Source organism: Sporosarcina sp. ACRSM, from assembly GCF_022346545.1.
Lineage (GTDB): Bacteria > Bacillota > Bacilli > Bacillales_A > Planococcaceae > Sporosarcina.
Genome location: NZ_JAKRNU010000001.1, coordinates 16,396 through 35,422, shown reverse-complemented (window position 1 = coordinate 35,422; position 19,027 = coordinate 16,396). Strand labels below are relative to the sequence as shown.

19 protein-coding genes are annotated in these 19,027 nt (G+C 38.6%); 17 read left to right on the top strand and 2 right to left on the bottom strand.

The window, feature by feature from the left end; all coding sequences use genetic code 11:
- Positions 1 to 238 precede the first annotated feature (238 nt).
- The 8 genes from MHZ95_RS00175 to MHZ95_RS20945 all read left to right on the top strand — a co-directional run bounded on the left by MHZ95_RS00175 (position 239) and on the right by MHZ95_RS20945 (position 6,548).
- The gene (locus MHZ95_RS00175) at positions 239 to 964 is read left to right on the top strand and encodes an Rpn family recombination-promoting nuclease/putative transposase (RefSeq protein ID WP_239388253.1); all 726 of its coding nucleotides are present in this window, start codon (positions 239 to 241) and stop codon (positions 962 to 964) included.
- 27 nt (positions 965 to 991) lie between these two features.
- Positions 992 to 1,213, top strand: a complete 222-nt coding sequence (locus MHZ95_RS00170) for a hypothetical protein (protein WP_239388251.1) — start codon at positions 992 to 994, stop codon at positions 1,211 to 1,213.
- 311 nt (positions 1,214 to 1,524) lie between these two features.
- Entirely contained in the window at positions 1,525 to 2,682 is a 1,158-nt protein-coding gene (locus MHZ95_RS00165; RefSeq protein ID WP_239388249.1) for an RNA-guided endonuclease InsQ/TnpB family protein, read from the top strand.
- A gap of 165 nt (positions 2,683 to 2,847) precedes the next feature.
- On the top strand, positions 2,848 to 3,516 hold the full coding sequence (locus tag MHZ95_RS00160) for a DNA alkylation repair protein (protein WP_239388247.1): 669 nt from the start codon (positions 2,848 to 2,850) through the stop codon (positions 3,514 to 3,516).
- A gap of 165 nt (positions 3,517 to 3,681) precedes the next feature.
- Positions 3,682 to 3,903 carry a transcriptional regulator gene (locus tag MHZ95_RS00155; protein ID WP_239388245.1) on the top strand — a complete coding sequence of 74 codons (222 nt, stop codon included), beginning with the start codon at positions 3,682 to 3,684 and terminating at the stop codon, positions 3,901 to 3,903.
- A complete protein-coding gene (locus MHZ95_RS00150) occupies positions 3,900 to 5,159 on the top strand; it encodes a Y-family DNA polymerase (protein WP_239388243.1) in 1,260 nt (419 codons plus the stop codon). The genes MHZ95_RS00155 and MHZ95_RS00150 overlap by 4 nt, the downstream gene beginning before the upstream one ends.
- A 62-nt stretch (positions 5,160 to 5,221) precedes the next feature.
- Positions 5,222 to 5,584, top strand: a complete 363-nt coding sequence (locus MHZ95_RS00145) for a YolD-like family protein (RefSeq protein WP_239388241.1) — start codon at positions 5,222 to 5,224, stop codon at positions 5,582 to 5,584.
- Between the two features lie 586 nt (positions 5,585 to 6,170).
- Positions 6,171 to 6,548: a transposase gene (locus MHZ95_RS20945; protein ID WP_370642860.1), complete on the top strand. Its 378-nt coding sequence runs from the start codon at positions 6,171 to 6,173 to the stop codon at positions 6,546 to 6,548.
- Between the two features lie 34 nt (positions 6,549 to 6,582).
- Here the strand turns inward: MHZ95_RS20945 and MHZ95_RS00140 are convergent, their stop codons facing one another.
- Positions 6,583 to 7,371 (bottom strand): LuxR C-terminal-related transcriptional regulator, encoded by a 789-nt coding sequence (locus tag MHZ95_RS00140; protein ID WP_239388239.1) that lies wholly within the window; start codon positions 7,369 to 7,371, stop codon positions 6,583 to 6,585.
- A 206-nt stretch (positions 7,372 to 7,577) separates the two neighbouring features.
- Here MHZ95_RS00140 and MHZ95_RS00135 point away from each other — a divergent pair, with 206 nt between their 5' ends.
- Positions 7,578 to 8,393 carry a molybdenum cofactor biosynthesis F family protein gene (locus MHZ95_RS00135; protein ID WP_239388237.1) on the top strand — a complete coding sequence of 272 codons (816 nt, stop codon included), beginning with the start codon at positions 7,578 to 7,580 and terminating at the stop codon, positions 8,391 to 8,393.
- A gap of 279 nt (positions 8,394 to 8,672) precedes the next feature.
- Here the strand turns inward: MHZ95_RS00135 and MHZ95_RS00130 are convergent, their stop codons facing one another.
- Positions 8,673 to 9,419, bottom strand: coding sequence for a helix-turn-helix transcriptional regulator (locus tag MHZ95_RS00130; RefSeq protein ID WP_239388235.1), 747 nt, complete (start codon positions 9,417 to 9,419; stop codon positions 8,673 to 8,675).
- Between the two features lie 211 nt (positions 9,420 to 9,630).
- Here MHZ95_RS00130 and MHZ95_RS00125 point away from each other — a divergent pair, with 211 nt between their 5' ends.
- The 8 genes from MHZ95_RS00125 to MHZ95_RS00090 all read left to right on the top strand — a co-directional run bounded on the left by MHZ95_RS00125 (position 9,631) and on the right by MHZ95_RS00090 (position 19,026).
- On the top strand, positions 9,631 to 10,953 hold the full coding sequence (locus MHZ95_RS00125) for a flavin monoamine oxidase family protein (RefSeq protein WP_239388233.1): 1,323 nt from the start codon (positions 9,631 to 9,633) through the stop codon (positions 10,951 to 10,953).
- Between the two features lie 40 nt (positions 10,954 to 10,993).
- A complete protein-coding gene (locus tag MHZ95_RS00120; RefSeq protein WP_239388231.1) occupies positions 10,994 to 11,353 on the top strand; it encodes a cupin domain-containing protein in 360 nt (119 codons plus the stop codon).
- A gap of 110 nt (positions 11,354 to 11,463) precedes the next feature.
- Complete coding sequence (locus tag MHZ95_RS00115) at positions 11,464 to 12,393, top strand: DMT family transporter (protein ID WP_239388229.1); 930 nt, start codon at positions 11,464 to 11,466, stop codon at positions 12,391 to 12,393.
- A 52-nt stretch (positions 12,394 to 12,445) separates the two neighbouring features.
- Complete coding sequence (locus tag MHZ95_RS00110; protein WP_239388227.1) at positions 12,446 to 13,924, top strand: aldehyde dehydrogenase family protein; 1,479 nt, start codon at positions 12,446 to 12,448, stop codon at positions 13,922 to 13,924.
- Between the two features lie 587 nt (positions 13,925 to 14,511).
- Complete coding sequence (locus MHZ95_RS00105) at positions 14,512 to 14,964, top strand: topoisomerase DNA-binding C4 zinc finger domain-containing protein (RefSeq protein ID WP_239388225.1); 453 nt, start codon at positions 14,512 to 14,514, stop codon at positions 14,962 to 14,964.
- A 755-nt stretch (positions 14,965 to 15,719) separates the two neighbouring features.
- Positions 15,720 to 17,342, top strand: a complete 1,623-nt coding sequence (locus tag MHZ95_RS00100; RefSeq protein WP_239388223.1) for an amidohydrolase — start codon at positions 15,720 to 15,722, stop codon at positions 17,340 to 17,342.
- Positions 17,339 to 17,542, top strand: coding sequence for a DUF3311 domain-containing protein (locus tag MHZ95_RS00095; RefSeq protein ID WP_239388221.1), 204 nt, complete (start codon positions 17,339 to 17,341; stop codon positions 17,540 to 17,542). Before MHZ95_RS00100 ends, MHZ95_RS00095 begins: the two co-directional genes overlap by 4 nt.
- Complete coding sequence (locus tag MHZ95_RS00090; RefSeq protein WP_239388219.1) at positions 17,539 to 19,026, top strand: sodium:solute symporter family protein; 1,488 nt, start codon at positions 17,539 to 17,541, stop codon at positions 19,024 to 19,026. Before MHZ95_RS00095 ends, MHZ95_RS00090 begins: the two co-directional genes overlap by 4 nt.
- Position 19,027 lies beyond the last annotated feature (1 nt).

The following is a 19,027-nucleotide window of genomic DNA, read 5'->3' as shown; positions in this document are numbered from 1 at the left end:
CTGAAGTCAGTCCTATTAATACTGGGTTTGCTTCCTTTTACATTTCTATTCAATTGGATGAATTGTCATAAATACACCTCGCACAGGCACCCAATCCAATTAAAATTGGGTTCTTCCATATTTGGAATCAGGGAGAACTGTCAATACAACAGACTACATCTTACTTACTTGAACATACGTTCGAACTACGGTATAATTTAGTTAATAATCTAAAAACAATTGCTGGAGGTGTTTTATAATGGTTGTGGCATGGATCAGAGAAGATCATGTGACTTACGAAGGTAGCCCGTCGGATCAGGACGGTTTATGGAAAAAGGTTATCGGTGAATTATTCGAGGATTTCATATTGTTTTTTGCAACAAATCTACACGCTGAGATTGACTTTAGTCAGGAACCAGATTTTTTAGATAAGGAACTGTTTCAGGAAGTCGTAGACAAGAAAAAAGGCAGACGTTTTGCGGATCGACTGGCAAAAGTTCAATTGAAAAATGGTAAGGAACAATGGATTCTTATCCACATTGAAGTGCAAAGCAGGAATGAACCGGAGTTCCCTGAACGAATGTTTCAGTACTTCTACCGCATATACGACCGTCATCAAGAAAAGATTGTCGCCATCGCTGTCCACACATCACCTAACATTAATACTCGTCCAAAACATTTTTCTTACGATTACTTGGGAACGCAGCTGCGCTATTCATATAGACATTACCAAACGGAAGATTATTCTGACAAGCAATTGGAACAATTCGATAATATTTTCAGTAAAGTTGTATTAGCTGCGAAGGCTTTACAACGAACAAAAGATGAAGCCCATCAACGCTATCTGTTCAAAAGTAAACTAATGCATGAGCTGATTCGCCATCAAAACTATTCACGTACAGCCATACAAGCCGTTTTTCATTTCATCGATTACTTGTTAGAATTGCCAGAAGCATATACTAAACAGCTATCCAACGAAATATGACCAATTATAAGGGAGGAGACTGAGCTAATGGAACTATACAATAAGGAAAATGCTTCCCCAACCATTAAGAATGCTTTTGATCTGGAGTGGGAAAAGGGAGTCCAGCAGGGATTGGAGCAGGGTTTGGTGCAAGGCGTGAAAAAAGTAGTTTTGGAGATGTTGAGAAGAGGAACACCGACGGAATTCATAGCGGAAGTAACACACTTGGAAAAAGAAGAAATTGAGAAAATGAGGGAAATGCTTCAGTGAATTCATTACAATTTCATACCCGAAAAGCTGGAAACAGTCGTATCAATATTGTATTGACTTCCTACCGCATGTTTATTCTATTCGATAGAATGGTCATAAATGTGCCTCGCACAGGCACCTAATCTTGAGAAAGCTTTAATTAAGCACAGTGCTACTGTTATAAAAAACATAGAAAACTATATAAAAAAGTAGCTAAATATCTATTCACTTAGAAAGCCATCTACGATTATCTGTTCGTTAAAACGGGTAAAGACTGTAAATGAGGTTGGAACTACTATTGGAAGCGAAAAAAAGTAAAGGGGATGCTCGTTTTGAAAAAGGCATATAAAACTGAAGTTCTCCTCACCGCTGCCCAACAACAAAAAGCCAATCAAACCATCGGCGTTTGCCGGTATGTTTACAATCTTTATCTGGAGACCGCACAAAAACAGTACAAAGAAACGAAAAAGCATTTATCTGGATTTGATTTTTCAAAATGGCTGAACAATGTGCATACGAAACAAAACGACCAATGGATGAAAGATGTGTCGAGTAAAGCCGTGAAACAAGCCATTATGAGTGGGGACCGAGCTTTTAAAAATTTCTTTAAGGGCATAGCCAAATTTCCGCGCTTCAAAAAGAGGAAAAATGAAGACGTGAAAGCTTATTTTCCGAAAAATAATGCAACAGACCTCACCGTCGAACGCCATCGAATCAAAATTCCGACGTTTGGCTGGGTACGTTTGAAGGAATTTGGTTATATTCCAACAGATGCAACGATCATCAATTGCACGCTGTCAAAAAAAGCCGATCGGTATTTTATATCTGTTTTATGTGATGTTGAAAAAAGTGAAAAAGCGTATGAAAGTGAATCAGAAGGAATTGGCGTGGACCTTGGGATGAAAGAGTTTGCAGTTTGTAGCAATCAACTTATTTTTGAGAATGTGAACAAACAAGAACGAATCATCAAGCTAGAAAAGCGCTTGAAACGGCAACAACGAAAACTGAGTAGAAGTATTGAACAAAATAAAAATAGGCAGAGAGGTGAGTTCTGCGCTAAAAACAGGCAAAAACAACTATTGGTTGTTCAACAATTGCACGCTAGACTCGCCAATATGCGTAAAGAGTATATCCGATTTGTCGCCAGTGTGCTGGTGAAAACCAAGCCAGCATTTATTGCGATCGAAGATTTAAACGTTACAGGCATGATGAAAAACCGCCATTTATCCCGCGCAATTGCCAGTCAAAACTTCAAGCAATTCAGGGAGTTTCTCATTGCGAAATGTTTGGAAATTGGGATTGAGATTCGACTTGTTGATCGATGGTTCCCTTCTTCTAAATGTTGTTCAAGTTGTGGCGAGAAAAATGTAGGCTTGTCACTTGCTGATCGCATTTTTACTTGCGGAAATTGCGGGTTGGAAATGGATCGAGACTTCAATGCCAGTTTAAATCTAAAATATACGAAGGCATACACGGTCGTGACAGAATGAAAACCGTGTACCGATAGGGTGGGCTACATCCGAATTTACGCCTGTGGAGTGCCAAACCAACCGTAGTAGCCGATAAGTGGCGAGGCGGGGTACGAAGAAGCAGGAACATGTCTAGCGTAGGAAAACTTATACGTTTTTCTATGTTTTTAGTAGCAGCTGTATAAAATGAATGAAAATAAAGGTACAGAAATAAAACGCTCTTCAAAAGCAGAAGACATTCTACTTCAGATCAATAGTAAAACTAAGCTCGGCGACTTACGAAAAATCGCGAAGGACATTAAAAAAGATCACGAACTAGCTATGGAACTTTGGTCAACCGAAGAGTTTTTGCCCAGACTATTAGCAATCTTAATTATGGACAAAAAACTTCTTTCACAAGATGTGCTAAATAAGCTTGATAAGGATATGCAGACACACACTTTTAATGAGCGAAATAACTTAATGGATTGGTTAATGGCTAATCAGCTCACCAAAGATAAGAAGAAAATTGCATTGATGGAGTCGTGGGAAAATAGCCCATCTGCTCTTCAAAGGCGGGCTTTCTGGTATTATCAAGGGCGATTGAGATGGACTGGACAAACACCGCCTGATAACACCGCGGACTTGCTTTCTGCATTAGAAGCTAATATTACGCAGGAAGAACCAGAAGTTCAATGGGCTATGAATTTCACCGCAGGCTGGATAGGCGTTTATGATGAAAAGAATCGTGCACGTTGTATTAAACTTGGTGAGAAAACGGGTCTTTACAAAGGTGAAATAGTAGCAAAAGGATGTACTCCCAGCTATTTGCCGGAGTTCATTACGATTGAAGTTAACAAACGACATACTAATTAGTTACCTCTGAAACATTCATGATCGTTTGCTACACAGGTACTCCTGATTATCTAAAATCAAGCACTTAACAAAGAATCCACTTCTGGTAACTTCTGTTAAGTGTTTATTTGTCGATGCAAACCGAACGTGCATTCCATATACTGATTAAAAGAGGAGGGAACAGATGTGCATGTTGAATTGATGAAGTCGATGGATCGGAATTACGACTTGGATATGATGTACATATCCAAAGAAGGTGCAATAAGTAAGCGGAAAATTAAAGTGCTTCAGGTCGGTGAGATTTCATTCAGGGCCTATTGCTATTTAAGGAAATCCAATCGTACCTTTACAATAGACAATGTGCTTGTCCTCGTTCCCGTCATTCCAAGCGAGCGGATGGTTATATGATAGATTACAGTAAGTTTCCAAATCGACAGATTGCGTGCATAGACATGATGAGTTTCTATGCCAGCTGTATAGCTTCCTTGCATAATTTAGATGTCCAAACCGTACCCATTGCCATTGTAGGGAATCTTGAACAAAAGGGGGCCGTTGTCCTTGCCGCATCCCCGGCGATGAAGAAAAGGTTTAGGGTAAAGACGGGTACACGTTTATACGAAATTCCGAATCATCCTGATATTAAACTTTTTGAGCCAAAAATGGGCTATTTTCTCGAAATGTCGATGGCGATTACCCAGATTTTACACAAATTCGTCCCTGCTGAAGCGATTCATGTGTATAGTGTTGACGAAAGCTTTATTGATTTAACTGGAACTGAAAAGTTATGGGGTGACCCGACGCAAACCATTAAAGTCATCCAACGAGAGATCGTTGAGACGCTGAATTTACCATCGACGGTTGGTATGGGACCTAATATGTTAATGGCGAAACTGGCGCTTGATTTGGAAGCCAAGAAAACGGGCTTCGCAAGATGGACATATGAAGATATTCCAAGAAAGCTATGGCCGATTCAGCCATTAAGCGAAATGTGGGGAGTAGGCGGACGGACGGAAAAGACTTTGAACAATATGGGGATTTTCTCCGTGGGCGATCTCGCACATACATCGCTTGAAAGGCTTGAAAAGAAATTCGGTATTATGGGCAACCAACTTTACCATCACGCTTGGGGCATTGATCTTTCTGAATTAGGCGCCCCTTTGCTAGAGGGTCAAGTAAGTTTCGGAAAAGGTCAAACATTATTCCGTGATTATGTCACACGAAAATCGGTTCTTGTTGTCATGTTGGAAATCTGTGAGGATGTCGCCAGTAGAGCTAGACATGCAAGAAAAGCGGGACGCACCATTCATTTAAGTATCGGTTATAGCAAGCATTCTTTAGGCGGCGGATTCAGCCGCTCACTGTCAATAGAAGAAGCTACAAACGATACGATGAAAATTTATGATGTTTGCGTTGCGCTTTTCGATAAGTTTCATGATCAACGTCCCGTTCGAAAAATTTCCATTTCAATTACGAATTTGGAAGATGAAACATCCATGCAACTCAGTCTGTTTGAGGCAAATAAGTGGCGAAAAAGAAAGCTGGGCAGCGCCATGGATGAAATTCGTAGCCGCTATGGTTCATCAGCCATCCTACGGGCTTCTTCACTTACGGAAGACGGCACGGCTATGCAGCGTTCGAAATTAGTCGGAGGTCACAAATCATGAGTTCTCAAATCGTTACTTGCTGTCGGTGCTCGTCATAATGAATGGATGAGGTGGGTGATTGAATGGCACTGAATAGACATATGAAATCTGTTGGAGAAGTCAAGGATCGGGGACGTATTAAATGGACTGCAATGATGCTCCCGGAACATATTAAAGAGTTGCGCGTATGGCAAAGCGAAGACGAGCTGGTGAAGCGTCCAAAACTGAGTGAATTCGATTTACAATTAATCCAAGAGGAGTTAGATGTCGCTTTTCGAAGGAAATGTGAAACACGCATTAAAACTTGGCAAGCAGGAGTCATTATCCAGCACCAAGGCTCAATTGAACAGATTGATGTAAGATTGATGTGTATTATTTTGCAGGATCAGATGGGAACAGTTCGTATACCAGTAACAGAAATAATTAGTGTGCAATGTTTGGAATGAATAATTTGGGAGGAGGATGATACCTTCTCTAAAATGAAAAGTTCCAGGTTCTAATACAAGTCGGAATTGTTTAGGAGCTGGCATTTTAGCAATAGTAATCCTCTTGAAATCCAGGAATTTATTTCATGTTGTATGGTATTATTCTAACGGTTGAAAAGCAGGTACAATGACTTCCCTTTGCCGATAACGATCAGCTGGTCTATAGTAAGCAAACGGAGGAAAGGATCTTTCTGATCATTGACCTGAAAAAGGAGAATGCTCCATGCCCACATTGCCAACATATCTCCCATAGAAAACACTACCGATACACCCGGTACGTGAAGGACTTAGCTTATGCAGATACACCTGTCGAATTTCAAGTTCTCACCAATAAATGGTATTGCAGTCATCCGGATTGTCATGTTCGCGTCTTTACAGAGCGTATTTCTTGGCTAAACCCGTATCAGCGGCGAACGAGGCTTTTGGAAGAAGTACTAGAGAAAATCGCCTTTTCTACCAATTGCCTCATAAAGAGAAAAAATCTGCAAAGCCCTCCATATTCCCGATAACCACGATACCTTACTAAAAATCGTAAAACAGCGTCAGTTTGAATCCGGGACCCATCCCTTTCGTAGGAATAGATGATATTGCTTTTAAAAAACGTTTTTCTTACGGGACAGTATTTATCGATTTAGAAACAGGGCACCCCGTTAATATGATATCTTCGACTGACTCTACAGCCGTTGCTCAGTGGATCTCTACGCATCCTGAGATAAATCTAATCACCGTTGATGGCTCTCGCAGTTTCGCAAAAGCCGTTCGCGATGCCTCTCCTGCGATACTACAGGTAGCTGACCAGTGGCACGTGCTTCATCAGCTTTTTGACGCTTCAAAAAAAACTATCTATGACTGCCTTCTAAACGTAAGCACGACATGCACCGACGAGGATATCTGCCGGTGCTTTTATATCATGCTCACCAATTGAATTGCATTTCGGCAAGTTTCAAGGGAGGTCTATTTCATTTAGGCTGAGATCTTACTTTTTGAAGCGTATTTATTTTATAGCACAAGCTTGTACGATTTGTTACATCCACTTTCCGGTAAATATTTTGAAGATGCTTTTTTACAGTGTTTTTGCTTAGATACAGTTGCGAAGCTATTTCAGCATTGGAATACCCTTTTTGTGAGATATACAAAACTTCTAATTCTTTTAATGTTAGATTGTATTTCTCTTTAATCCAATCTGAGAGTCCCAGCTGTTCCTCTTTAGCATGTTTTGTAGAATTTGTTGAGAAAAATTTCATTTCTTGTGTTAAAAATCTAGATAGGATTTCCAGTAACCTAATATCATGTTGCTGAAATGGGTTTTCATCTTTTGAACGGAGAAACTCAATAAGTCCCAATGGTTTTTGCCTGTCAAAAAGATAAATTCCAAGTGCTTCATAATATTCATATTCGCGCATGAAGTCATTATAAAATATACTCTTTTCATAATCTTTAGGTGAAACCTTATCAAATGTTTTGATTACTTTTTTTGAAAGGAGTAAACTTGATACATTTTTGGGGATAAGGTAATCCAGGTTATAATAATATTCGTATTCTTCCAGAGCCTTTTTATTTCCGTTTAAACTTACGACATTAGTCAGGTCAGAGTTATCATCGCAAATCCAAAAATGTGATTTAGAATACCCAAAAAACCTATCAAATATATGTAACACCTGACTTCTAAAATCCTGTTTTGTAGTATTTTCAACTTCGTCCATGAAATATATGACTTTTTGATAATCATTCATTGAAAGGGTTTCCATTCTTCTCACCTCTAAAAAATCTCTTTCTTTTATTATACAATTTCCATCCAAAAAATACTGAAAATAACGAAAAATCATCCGAGTGGGTAATAGAAACCAAAGATGAATTTTGAAATAATCTGTATGTGAAGAACGAAGCACACAATAAAAGAAAGGTAGATCTTTTTCCAACAAATCCAATCAAACTTTAATGGAGGGATTATTGAATGACTTTGACTTACAATATTAACAATCACGTGGAAACTCAAACTTATGTACCTGTAGAAGAGTGGCCGACTCTTGAAGAAATGGCGGATGGCTTTAGCGAGAATAGGATTCCACATACCTCAGCTTTAGCTGGCAAAACAATCGTTCTTAATTTTGAAGGCGGAAGCGTTATCAGTCATGAATTCAAAGATGAAAAAACATTAGTTTGGACTATCTTGGAAGGAGAAGAAAGAGGATTATCTGGAACAGATAATTATCAAGCTTTTGAAGTACGCCAAGGAATTTTCTTTGTAACATTTTACAAGCCAGCCTATAATGAACAAGTTTCATTAATATGGAGGTCTGAAGATGGTAATGTCTTTGTTGCAGCATCAAATTTTGTGGAAATAAATGGAGAGAGAAGGACAAAAACAGATTTTACGTCAGCAGTTATTGAAGGGTTACCTGGGAATAAACCTATTGTACAAACTTCAGATTTGGTAGGTAAGCGTGTTCTCTATCGCTATAGTTCTGATGATTGGTATGAGCATGTCTATTTTACTAAAGAAACTATGGCGTGGCACTGTGTAAATGGAGCTGAGACAGGTCTAGCAGATGTAGAAAAGTGTGCTTTCTTTAATCTTGATGAAGATTTAACTATCTTATTTTGGACAGAAACTATTATGCCTGTAGAGGCTATTATTGTTGTTGATTTAAAAGAATTGCGTTCTACAGGTCGTTTTTTTTGCTGGGATCCGAAACCTCAACGTGTCATCAGTCTCACATTTGGTTCACTGGCAGCAATATTGAATGATACAACTTACCCAGAAAAATAATATATTGATAAAAGCACCCAATATGCAAAAGCGACCTATTCCCATTAATGGGCAGGTCGCTATTTCTATTCGTTTTCATATATCCAGCAGGGGCGCTTTCACTCCAAACCATATAGGGGCGTATTCATCATGTATGACTATGCCTATTATAGTTCAGGCTCTCTAAAATCCGTTTCCTGTAATGACAGTGGTATGACTAAAAAGAGCTGTGCTACAGTGCAATACATGTCAGCTATCTAACGTAGTTAAATTCTACGTATCCTTTTTCATGAATTACAGTTAATTTTCAAAACTGTGTACTTTAAAAGAAAGGCTTGTCCGATTATTAACCTCAAATTTGTCGTAGAGGCTCTGTACATGTTTTTTTACGGTGTTTACACTAATGAATAGTTGACCGGCTATTTGTTTATTTGAATAACCCTTTTGGACGTACCGCAACACTTCACTTTCCCTGGGAGTTAAGAAAATTTCAATGAAATCTTGTTCTTTACTTTTTAATAAACTATACTCATGTAATTTCTGTGCTAAATATCTTGATATGATTTCAAGACACATGACCTCGTAATTATTAACCTCCATTTCGTTTTTAGGTGCAATAAAATCCACTAATCCAACAATTCTATTGTCCTTTACTAAAAATATTCCCGTGTTGTGATAGAACCCATACTTTTTAAAAAAACTATTAAAATACTCACTTTTTTCATAATCTCTTTTTGATTGTAGATCTAGAAGCCCGATGACACGGCGTTTTAGAATCATATCGTTTAGTTTGTAAGGAACTAATGGATCCATTTCTATATAATTTTTCAAATAATCTTTAATCATAGTTTTATCAGTAGTAGAAGTAACGGGATCTACGAGATTATTTTGCTGATCGCAAAGCCAGAAGTTTGCATGAGAAAAACCGAACCACTTTTCAAAAGCAAGTAGGACATTTTTTCGGAAATTATTATCATCGCCTTTTATATCATCCATAAAAGAAAGTATTTTTTGATAGTTTTTTTCGTTCAAAGAAAGTTGGTTCATCATTTACCTCCCAAAATCTCTGTTAGTTCATTATAATACAGTTAATTTCAGATTAGTCAAATAGTCTGTATATTTGGTCCGTATGGGTAATACAATTTTTTTTATTTGTATTAGATAATAGATTATGAAAATTGGGAATCCGATACTGGGGAAGGGAAGTGGATTAGTCCGCAATTGATTCAATAATAATTTAAGTAGAGGAGGAGAACAAATGTCGATCAAAAACTATGATGTGATTATAATTGGAGCAGGTTTTGCAGGAGTTACCGCAGCCCGGGAGTTGAGCCAAAAAGGCTATCAAACCCTTGTTTTGGAGGCCAGAGATCGTCTAGGGGGACGGACATGGGTGGATAAACAATTGGGAAGAAACTTGGAAATGGGAGGGACCTGGGTTCATTGGTTCCAGCCACATATATGGGCTGAAATATCAAGGTATGGTTTGGAGGTTGTTCCATCTCCGGATCCGGAAAAAGCATACTGGGTTGCGGATGGTAAAAGACATGAGGGGACAGTCGAGGAATTGTTTGGAATGTTAGATGAGGCAAACAATCAATTGTTAGCGGATGCGCGCAAATACTTCCCCCTTCCATATGAGCCGCTGACTTCTAAAAAATTGAACGAGGTGGACCATCTGACTGTATCCGATAAAATCGATAGCCTAGGATTAAATGATAATATAAAGGAATTAATGCACAGTATGTGGGCGCTGAATTTTAATGGACCGACGGAAAGAGCCGGGCTTACTCAGGCTATGCGTTGGGCTGCGCTATCTGATTATAATTGGCAACTGATGATGGAAATCTGCGCCAGCTATAAGATCGAAAAGGGTACAGGAGCATTGATAGAGGGAATTATGAACGATGCCAAAGCGGATGTTTTTTATTCGGAGGAAGTTTCTTTAGTAGAAAAGACTGCAAGTGGATTTGTTGTGTCAACCAAGGGTGGGGGGCAGTTCATTGGCCGCACAGTCATTAACACACTTCCATTGAATGTTTTAAATAGTATCGAGTATAGACCGGCGTTGTCACCTGTAAAGTTCGCTGCTGCCGAGGAAGGACAAACAAGCAGAGGGATAAAGTTTTGGGCGAGAGTAAAGAACATCACTACCCCTTTTATTGCGTTTGCTCCTGAAGATTATCCTATTAATTATATTCAATTGGAGTATACAGATGATCAGGACGGAATATTGGTCGGATTTGGTCCTGACGCAAGTAAACTGGACCCGACAAACAAGTTGGAGGTTGAGCGAGCACTTCGTAGAGTCATTCCAGATATTCATGTGGTCGAATCAATCGGTCACGATTGGGTAGGCGATCCACTTTCCGGGGAGACTTGGCCAATGCAGTGTAACAATCAATTGACAAATTATTTATCAGAATTACAAAAACCAAAGGATGGATTGTTCCTAGCTGGTTCTGATTATGCAGACGGTTGGGCTGGTTTTATAGATGGTGCAATTGAAAGCGCATTCAAAGTTTCTAGGAAAGTTGAACAATATTTAGAAGAAAAAGTTCGTGAGCGAGCTGTAATTTAATAATTATCCACAAATTTTATTTATATGGGAGGAAAAAATTATGCTACATGTAAACAATGTCGATTTTTATGAATTAGTAGAGGGTCATGAGAAGTGGGAACCATTTACAGTTGAAGGAAATGAGATTGGACAGGTTAGTTGGCTTAGACAAACTCAAAACGATGGCGGTATTCTTTTTTCAGGATTATGGAGACACGAGCCTGAGGAACATCCAAATGGAATGCCATATAAGGTAGAAGGCAATGAGACATTTTATGTTGTAAAAGGGCAGGCGGAAATTGAAATGGAAACAGGAGAGAAAATTGCGATGAAAGAAGGCCATTCATATTCTTTTACGGACGGATTTTCAGGAGTTTGGAGAACACATAAACCCTTCGTCAAGTTCTTTATCGCAAGCTAAATAGCGATGATTTGCCAATGGGGGGATCTAGCAAGGGAATCACTCCATTGGGCTACCTTCGTAAAAGGCTCTTATGGTTAACAACACTAAAATGGAGGGGGAAATGAATTATGAACAAAGGAGTATTATTAATTGTTCTATCGATGGGGTTTATCGGTGCAAGCATTCCAATCGGGGATTCGATGATGAAGACTTTTCCTGTATGGCTATTTACCTGCATAACTATTACGATTGCCGCCGTTATTCTAATTCCTCTTGCAACAATTAGTGAAAAAACAAAGTGGATCAAACTCGGCTTTAAAAATTACTATGGGATGTTCATGCAGGCATTGTTAACAGCTTCATTATATACAGTGTTTTTACTTTATGGACTTACCCATGCAGATGCCATATCGGTAGGTATTATAAGTAGTATTACACCGGCTGTAGTATTAATTTTGTCTTTGTTTTTATTAAAAGAGAAGCTTTCCATGAAAAAAGTCTTATCAATTTTTTTAGCGGTATCAGCTGTTTTACTAATGAATATTGTCGGAGTTTCATCTAAAGGTTCCACTAGTGTCTTAGGGATCGTATTTATGTTGTTGGCCGTACTATCCATATCCTTATTTTTCATTTATGCAAAAAAATTCTCTGTCGAATTACCACCGTTCACACTTGCCGCGGGTTTGACTTTCTTTGGCGCTTTGCAAACGTTGCCGATGGCTTTAATTGAACTGAATTCATTTGATATGTCATTGTTTGGAAGTGTTTCGAATTGGGGCGGCATTATTATTTATAGCTTACTAGGGTGGGTTCTTGCCTATTCGACAACATTTCTGGCCATGCCAAAAATTAATGCAAGTACGGCAGGAATGGCGAATGCCGTTATGCCAATTGTAGCTTCCGCGGTAGCTGTCCTTTTTTATGGTGCTTCAATCCGGGCAGTTGAAATTATTGCTTTGATTTTAGTAGTTATATCTATTTTAATTGCAGAGTCTCGGGAAAAGAAAATTAACGTTGAAGCGGAGCCTCAAGATTATTATAAACAACCATCTATATGAATAGAGCGTAAAACATTGTTTTGGAATTAAATATAGAAAGGAAAATGTAATTATGTTAATTACAACAGTTTTAACGGGAATTAAAGAGTTGAATAAGAGCTATATTGCTGGGCAATGGGTTGAGGGCCAAAGTGGTCGTGTATTTCAAAATCACGATCCGTATGATGGTTCGGTTTTAGCCGAAGTTTCTCTTGCGAACCGATCCCAGATTCAAGTTGCTTTTGAAAAAGCGAAAGAAGCTCAGAAAGAATGGGCAAAAACCACCGTTGAAGAAAGACGGGATATATTAACAAAAGCGTTAAATTATTTGGTGGAGCATAAAGATGAGATCGTTCAGTTAATTGTACGTGAAACAGGGGGAACCTTATTAAAAGCTGAAGTTGAATTTAGCTTTGGTATTAGCGATATCCATGAATCCCTTAAAATGGCGGAAAAGATTTATAAGCCTAAAGATTATCCATCCGGAACACCGAACAAAGTGAACCGTGTATATCGATTGCCATTAGGTGTCATTACTTCAATCACACCGTTTAACTTTCCATTTAATATGGCGACCCGTACAATATTTCCGGCAATTGCATTAGGGAATAGTGTGGTTCATAAGCCGGATGTCCAGGTTGGATTCGTAGGTGGACAAATATTTGCAAAAGCTTTTGAATCAGCCGGATTGCCAGCTGGTGTCTTTAATTCCATTTTAACGGATTTAGAAGAATCCGGAGATGAATTTTTAACGAATGCGAACACTTCTTTTATTAGTTTTACAGGATCTACAGCTGTTGGACAGCATATAGAAAAAGTGACGGCTGGATCGTTTAAACAAAAGGCCTTAGAATTAGGCGGCAATAACCCATTAGTCATTTTAGGTGATGCGGATGTCGAGTACGCAGTCGATCTTGCGATATTCGGCAAGTTCATGCACAATGGACAAATTTGTGCAATTACGAACCGAATTATCGTTCACAACGATTTATATGATGAATTTATTGAGAAATATGCAGAAAGAGTAAAAGGATTAAAGGCCGGTGATCCAAAAAATCCTAGTACTGTCATTGGACCGATAATCAATGAAAGACAAGCTGACAAAATTATATCAATCATCAAGGAAGCTAAGGAAGAAGGCATCAAGTTAGCCGTTGAAGGAGAGCGCACGGGGAATGTCATCTCACCATTTGTTTTTGTTGATGTGCCGAATGATTCAAAGTTAGCACAAACTGAGATATTTGGACCTGTAGCTATAATTATAAATGCTAAAGATGATCAGGAAGCAATCGAATTGGCAAATAGCACAGAGTTTGGATTGTCTGCTGCCATCATAACGAGCGACTTGAAGCGAGGAGAGCGCTTGGCGCTTGAAATCGAATCAGGCACTACACATGTCAATGACATGCCAGCAGTGTTAGAAAGCAACGTGCCATTTGGTGGTGTTAAAAAGAGTGGTATTGGACGGTTTGGAACCGATTGGATCATTGAAGATTTCACAACAACGAAATGGGTATCTGTTCAGACCGAAAACATTCGATATCCATTTTAAAGTGTTCTGTTGGATAATACAATTTTCCATTTATCGCGAAAAACATGCCCAGCCAGTTTGGAAATTTGGGCTTCCCCCAGAATCAGCCGGACTTAACTAAATAAAAAGAGCAATCCATAATTTTTTTAGATTTATGGATTGCTTTTTTCATGCTTTTATTTTCGCATACCAAGCCGGTAAAAATCGGTTGCTTGGTTTCCGTATATCATTCTACTGAAAGCTATCTCCTTGATTCGGTAAGCGTAGAGTATTTTTCTAATTCTTTCCCGCCAATCACGTAAAGTATTTCTGATTGATGGCCATCATCGATTATTTCAAGTTTAAGCCCTCTCAATTCTGCTAGTACTGTTGAGATGGGGTCATCATTTGGTTTTTTCTCCTGTTTCTGTAATTGGCTCATTCACGATTGCAACTGATTCAACAGATGTAACGAAAGAAGGTTAGCCATCTAGTTCTTCGTGCGATTGTTGTGTAGTTCCACTCGTTGTCATAGGGATTACGTGAATCAAATCAGTTAACCAAACAACTAACAGAAAACCATATCAAATCTCGACAAGATAAATTTAAGAAACTTAGGACAAGAGGAAATGCAAGATGTCCATTCCATCATCGCCTTTTCATCGAAATCTACTTTTAAATTCAAGAAGGAATTCACCTCCGCACACGTCATACAATTTACCGACTTGTTAAAAACGATTAGCCAGTACAAGGAGCATTGTATTGGTGAGACTACGTTGAAGGAGATCAATGAAAAGCTCGCGGGACTTTTGATTACAGATAAAAGCGACAGGAAACGTCTTAAGGCAGAACATATGCAATCGGTTCGGAAAGTGAAAGCTACCAAGCAAGCGACACGTCCACAGACCAGCTATGCAAAAAATACGTATAGGCAGGATGCATCAGTTTTACATACCGCTTGTCCGAAGTGTAATGGGAAATTGACCTTGAAGACTGGTAGGTATGGGAAGTTTTATGGGTGTAGTAATTATCCAGCTTGTCGGTATACGGAGAATGTGAAGACCGATTGGAAGAGTGTTTAGGGAGATTAATGTAAAGTATTCGAGTGACATACTATTGATATTTAAATTCAGGGTACTAGGTTTCGAAACAATTCCGAATTGTATTGGAACCTGGTACCATTTTTGATTAGGCGATGGTTGTTCGATGTTCATCTTTGGGAAAATGAATGCCTTCAACACTTAGGACTTGTTCCGTACATTGCCAGATTGAGATAACAATCCGGCAAGCAGTCCATTGAAAAAAAGCGGCTTTTGTCCATAGTGATGCGAAAAGGTTTAGTTCCAAATTGTTTTTTGCATGTCGTGCATGTCTTCATGGTAATCCTTTTTGATGCTTTAAAGGGAAGGGGAGCGGAGAGCAGTTTAGCAAATGCGTTGAACCATATTTACAGTCAATAGATAGAAACAATCGACGTTCGTTTAGAAAAAAACGGTCGTCGATTTTTTCAATTAGGGCGACGAATGAAAAAGCTCAATTGTTGACAGAGGATGTAAGTAGAACGTAGGTGAATATTCCTAGACACCTTCTTAGCAAATTAATGAATTAGAAAGGTTTTTTTCTGTGTTAAGAAGCAGAAAGCCTAACCTCTTGTAAGCATTAAACTAGATTGGTTCTTAGACAATATTGGGGAAAGGGACAGCACCAATGTTACAGTTTTACTAAACTTCATAACATTCTGTCTTTAATGGGAGGGGAAAACTTGACACTTCGTATATATCATGTGATTTAAAAGGGATGTATCATTAAAATAGTTTTTATGAAAGGGGATGAGTACATGGCTCAAACAGCTCTAATTAATGGAGAAGTGATTACGGTAAACCGACATGATGAGGTTTTTGAAGCATGTTTGGTAGAGGGGAATAAAATCATTGCAGTAGGCACGAGTGATGAGATCGTCCAACAAATGGCGCCTTCCGCTACGGTCCTTGACTTAGAAGGGAAGTCTGTTTTGCCTGGTCTAATTGATGCACATATGCATCTTTATTTATTTGGAAATACGTTAATACATTTAGATTGTAAAGAACCAGTTATACATTCGATAGATGAATTACTTCAAAAGTTATCTGAAATAGTAAAGGAAACTGAAAGTGGCAAGGTGATTCGTGTATTTGGGTTTAACGAATTAAAGGTAAAGGAAAAACGTTATCCTACTATTCAAGAATTAGATAGCTTAATTACAGAACATCCAATTATTATTACACGTACTTGTGGTCATATTGGAATGGTCAATTCAGCCACGTTAGATTTACTTAGTATCGATGAGGAAACGCCCGATCCTCTTGGAGGGACAATAGAAAAAGACGACAAAGGAAAGTTAACTGGCCGATTGATTGAAAACGCTTTCCTGAATTCGAGCCAACGTTTCCCTTATAGCGAAGAGGAGCTATTTGAAGCATTAGAAAAGGCACAGGAGCAATTGTTTATGTATGGCATTACGAGTGTCCATGATGCAGGAGGATTTAACGAAGATAGCTTTAGAATTATGCAAATTGCCTCCCAACAGAAACATATTAAGACGAGAATTTATGCCATGATTGGCACATTAAATGACTGCGAACAATTCACCAAAAACATGTTAAGTACAGGCGTTGTTACAAATACAGGAAATGAATTTTTCAAAATTGGTCCTGCAAAACTATTTACAGATGGAAGTAGCACGGGACCGACAATTGCGACGAGGGAGCCCTACACGAGCGATAAGACAAATTATGGTTATTTAATGTACACGGAAGAGGAGCTATATTCGATCTTCACTAAAGCCCATCAAGGTGGCTATCAAATAACTGTACATGCTCAAGGAGATAAAGCGATTGAGCAATATTTATCAGTAGTGGAGCGTTTGTTAAGTGAATATCCGCGTGCTGATCACCGCCATCGGGTAGAACATTTAGGTGTATGCCCACCAGATTTACAAGAAAAGGCAAAAACATTAAAGGTGATTCCAATTCTGAACCCTTCATTCCCTTATGAGTTCGGAGAGAGCTATATCCATAATTATGGGGAACGAACAAAATATATGTACGCTGCCAATGATTTACTGACAAAAGATATTATTGTTGCAGCTGGGTCAGATGCACCGATTACAACCGTGAATCCGTTTGTTGGTATATATATGGCGATGGCACGAAGCACCAAAGAGGGAACAGTGTTTGGTGAACAGCAAAAAGTATCACTAATGGATGCGATTCGCATGTATACTTACAATGCTGCTTATTCAAGTTTTGACGAAAAGATTAAAGGAAGTATTGAAGTTGGAAAGTTGGCAGACTTGGCGATTCTTAATACTTCAATTTTAAATTGCTCAATTGAAGAAATACCGAATATAAAAGCAGAAATGACAATGTTAGATGGGGAAATCGTACACACTCAATCCAAAGTCAAGGAGCTTAGCAAATGAGAAAATATAGTCAGTTGTTATTGATTATTCCTTTCATAGGGATGGGTGCACTTTTACCAGTAGCTAACCGAATAGAACCATATGTATTAGGATTACCTTTTCTGTTATTTTGGATTACAATTTGGATGATTTTATCATCTGGGATTTTGCTTATCGTTTATAAACTTGATCCTTCGAATGAAGGAAGTGAGCTTGAATGAATAGCGCCTTAATCATTATCTTCTTTACTGCAGCGATTGCATTGTTTATAGGAATTCGTGCCACCCGTGGAAAAGAAATGAATGTTGATGAATTTGCGGTTGGGAATAAAGGATTTGGAACATTGTTCATTTTCTTATTGATAGCGGGTGAAGTGTATACGACATTCACTTTTTTAGGCGGCAGCGGGTGGGCTTATTCGAATGGATCAGCGGCGTATTATGTGCCGGCGTATATCTGTTTAGCTTATGTGTTGTCCTACTGGATGGTCCCAAAAATTTGGCGATTTGCTAAGAAAAATGACATTATCTCACAGCCACAATACTTTTTGAAGAATTATAATAGTAAAGCACTAGGTGTTGTCGTTGCTTTCATTGGTTTAATAGCTTTAGTGCCTTATATTGTTATCCAATTTAAAGGATTGGGTATCATTGTGGCTGAAGCTTCTTATGGGGCAATCTCACCGCTCATTGCTTCGACGATCGGGGCAGTTATCGTGGCGATCTACGTGACGATTTCGGGCATTCATGGATCTGCCTGGAATGCCATCTTAAAAGATATTTTGATTTTATTCGTCATTATCTTTTTAGGTGTCTATATTCCTTACCACTATTTTGGGGGAATTCCGCAGCTATTTGAAGCTGTTCAGACAGTCAAACCTGAAGCCTTAACGTTGGCAAATGAAGGATTTAGTACTCCATGGTTCGTTTCCACCATTGTATTAAATGCTTTTGGTTTTTATTTATTGCCACAAACTTTTAGCGTTGTATTATCGGCTAAAAGTGAAAGAACTTTGAAAAAAAATGCGATCACTTTACCTCTCTATACAATCTTATTACTTTTTGCTTTTTTCATAGGGTTTGCAGCGATTATTCAAGTACCAGGTCTACAAGGTGCAGATGGAGACCTCGCTTTGCTCCGTCTAGTCATGCAAACGTTTGACCCATGGGTTGTAGGGATTGTTGGAGCAGCGGGTCTATTAACAGCGTTAGTGCCTGTTTCAGTAATGGTTATGTCGGGTGCAGTTGGTTTAATGACTGGTTTTTATCAATTAATTAGACCAAATTCAAGTGACCGCCAACAACTGACAGTTTCTAAGCTTTTCGTATTACTTATTATATTAATCGCTTATATTTTCACGGTGACTGGTGGAAATGCATTAGCCGTGTTAAACATTATGTCCTATGGACTGATTACGCAACTAGTGCCAGCTATGATGTTCGGTTTCTTTAAGACGAAATATATGAACAAATACGGAGCGATTGCCGGTATTTTGACGGGCGTTTCAATTGTGTTATTTAACGCGGTTACATCGTTTAAATTGGCTACAATTTTCCCGAATATCCCAAGTGCAATTAACGATATTAACATCGGATTTGTAGCAATTGTGGTAAATATTTTAATTGGTGTATCGGTAAGTCTTTTAACGAATGCAGCGATTGTTAGGGAAAATGCTCGCGTAGCTAAAGAAGCTGTTAATAATTAAG

What these genes read in the sequence shown, in the direction of transcription:
- MHZ95_RS00120 (WP_239388231.1), top strand. Translation starts at nt 10,994, where the DNA reads ATGCTACATGTAAACAATGTCGATTTTTATGAATTAGTAGAGGGTCAT.
- MHZ95_RS00100 (WP_239388223.1), top strand. Translation starts at nt 15,720, where the DNA reads ATGGCTCAAACAGCTCTAATTAATGGAGAAGTGATTACGGTAAACCGA.
- MHZ95_RS00175 (WP_239388253.1), top strand. Translation starts at nt 239, where the DNA reads ATGGTTGTGGCATGGATCAGAGAAGATCATGTGACTTACGAAGGTAGC.
- MHZ95_RS00090 (WP_239388219.1), top strand. Translation starts at nt 17,539, where the DNA reads ATGAATAGCGCCTTAATCATTATCTTCTTTACTGCAGCGATTGCATTG.
- MHZ95_RS00140 (WP_239388239.1), bottom strand. Translation starts at nt 7,371, where the DNA reads ATGGAAACCCTTTCAATGAATGATTATCAAAAAGTCATATATTTCATG.
- MHZ95_RS00095 (WP_239388221.1), top strand. Translation starts at nt 17,339, where the DNA reads ATGAGAAAATATAGTCAGTTGTTATTGATTATTCCTTTCATAGGGATG.
- MHZ95_RS00170 (WP_239388251.1), top strand. Translation starts at nt 992, where the DNA reads ATGGAACTATACAATAAGGAAAATGCTTCCCCAACCATTAAGAATGCT.
- MHZ95_RS00125 (WP_239388233.1), top strand. Translation starts at nt 9,631, where the DNA reads ATGTCGATCAAAAACTATGATGTGATTATAATTGGAGCAGGTTTTGCA.
- MHZ95_RS00160 (WP_239388247.1), top strand. Translation starts at nt 2,848, where the DNA reads ATGAATGAAAATAAAGGTACAGAAATAAAACGCTCTTCAAAAGCAGAA.
- MHZ95_RS00145 (WP_239388241.1), top strand. Translation starts at nt 5,222, where the DNA reads ATGGCACTGAATAGACATATGAAATCTGTTGGAGAAGTCAAGGATCGG.
- MHZ95_RS00150 (WP_239388243.1), top strand. Translation starts at nt 3,900, where the DNA reads ATGATAGATTACAGTAAGTTTCCAAATCGACAGATTGCGTGCATAGAC.
- MHZ95_RS00135 (WP_239388237.1), top strand. Translation starts at nt 7,578, where the DNA reads ATGACTTTGACTTACAATATTAACAATCACGTGGAAACTCAAACTTAT.
- MHZ95_RS00110 (WP_239388227.1), top strand. Translation starts at nt 12,446, where the DNA reads ATGTTAATTACAACAGTTTTAACGGGAATTAAAGAGTTGAATAAGAGC.
- MHZ95_RS00130 (WP_239388235.1), bottom strand. Translation starts at nt 9,419, where the DNA reads ATGAACCAACTTTCTTTGAACGAAAAAAACTATCAAAAAATACTTTCT.
- MHZ95_RS00105 (WP_239388225.1), top strand. Translation starts at nt 14,512, where the DNA reads ATGCAAGATGTCCATTCCATCATCGCCTTTTCATCGAAATCTACTTTT.
- MHZ95_RS00115 (WP_239388229.1), top strand. Translation starts at nt 11,464, where the DNA reads ATGAACAAAGGAGTATTATTAATTGTTCTATCGATGGGGTTTATCGGT.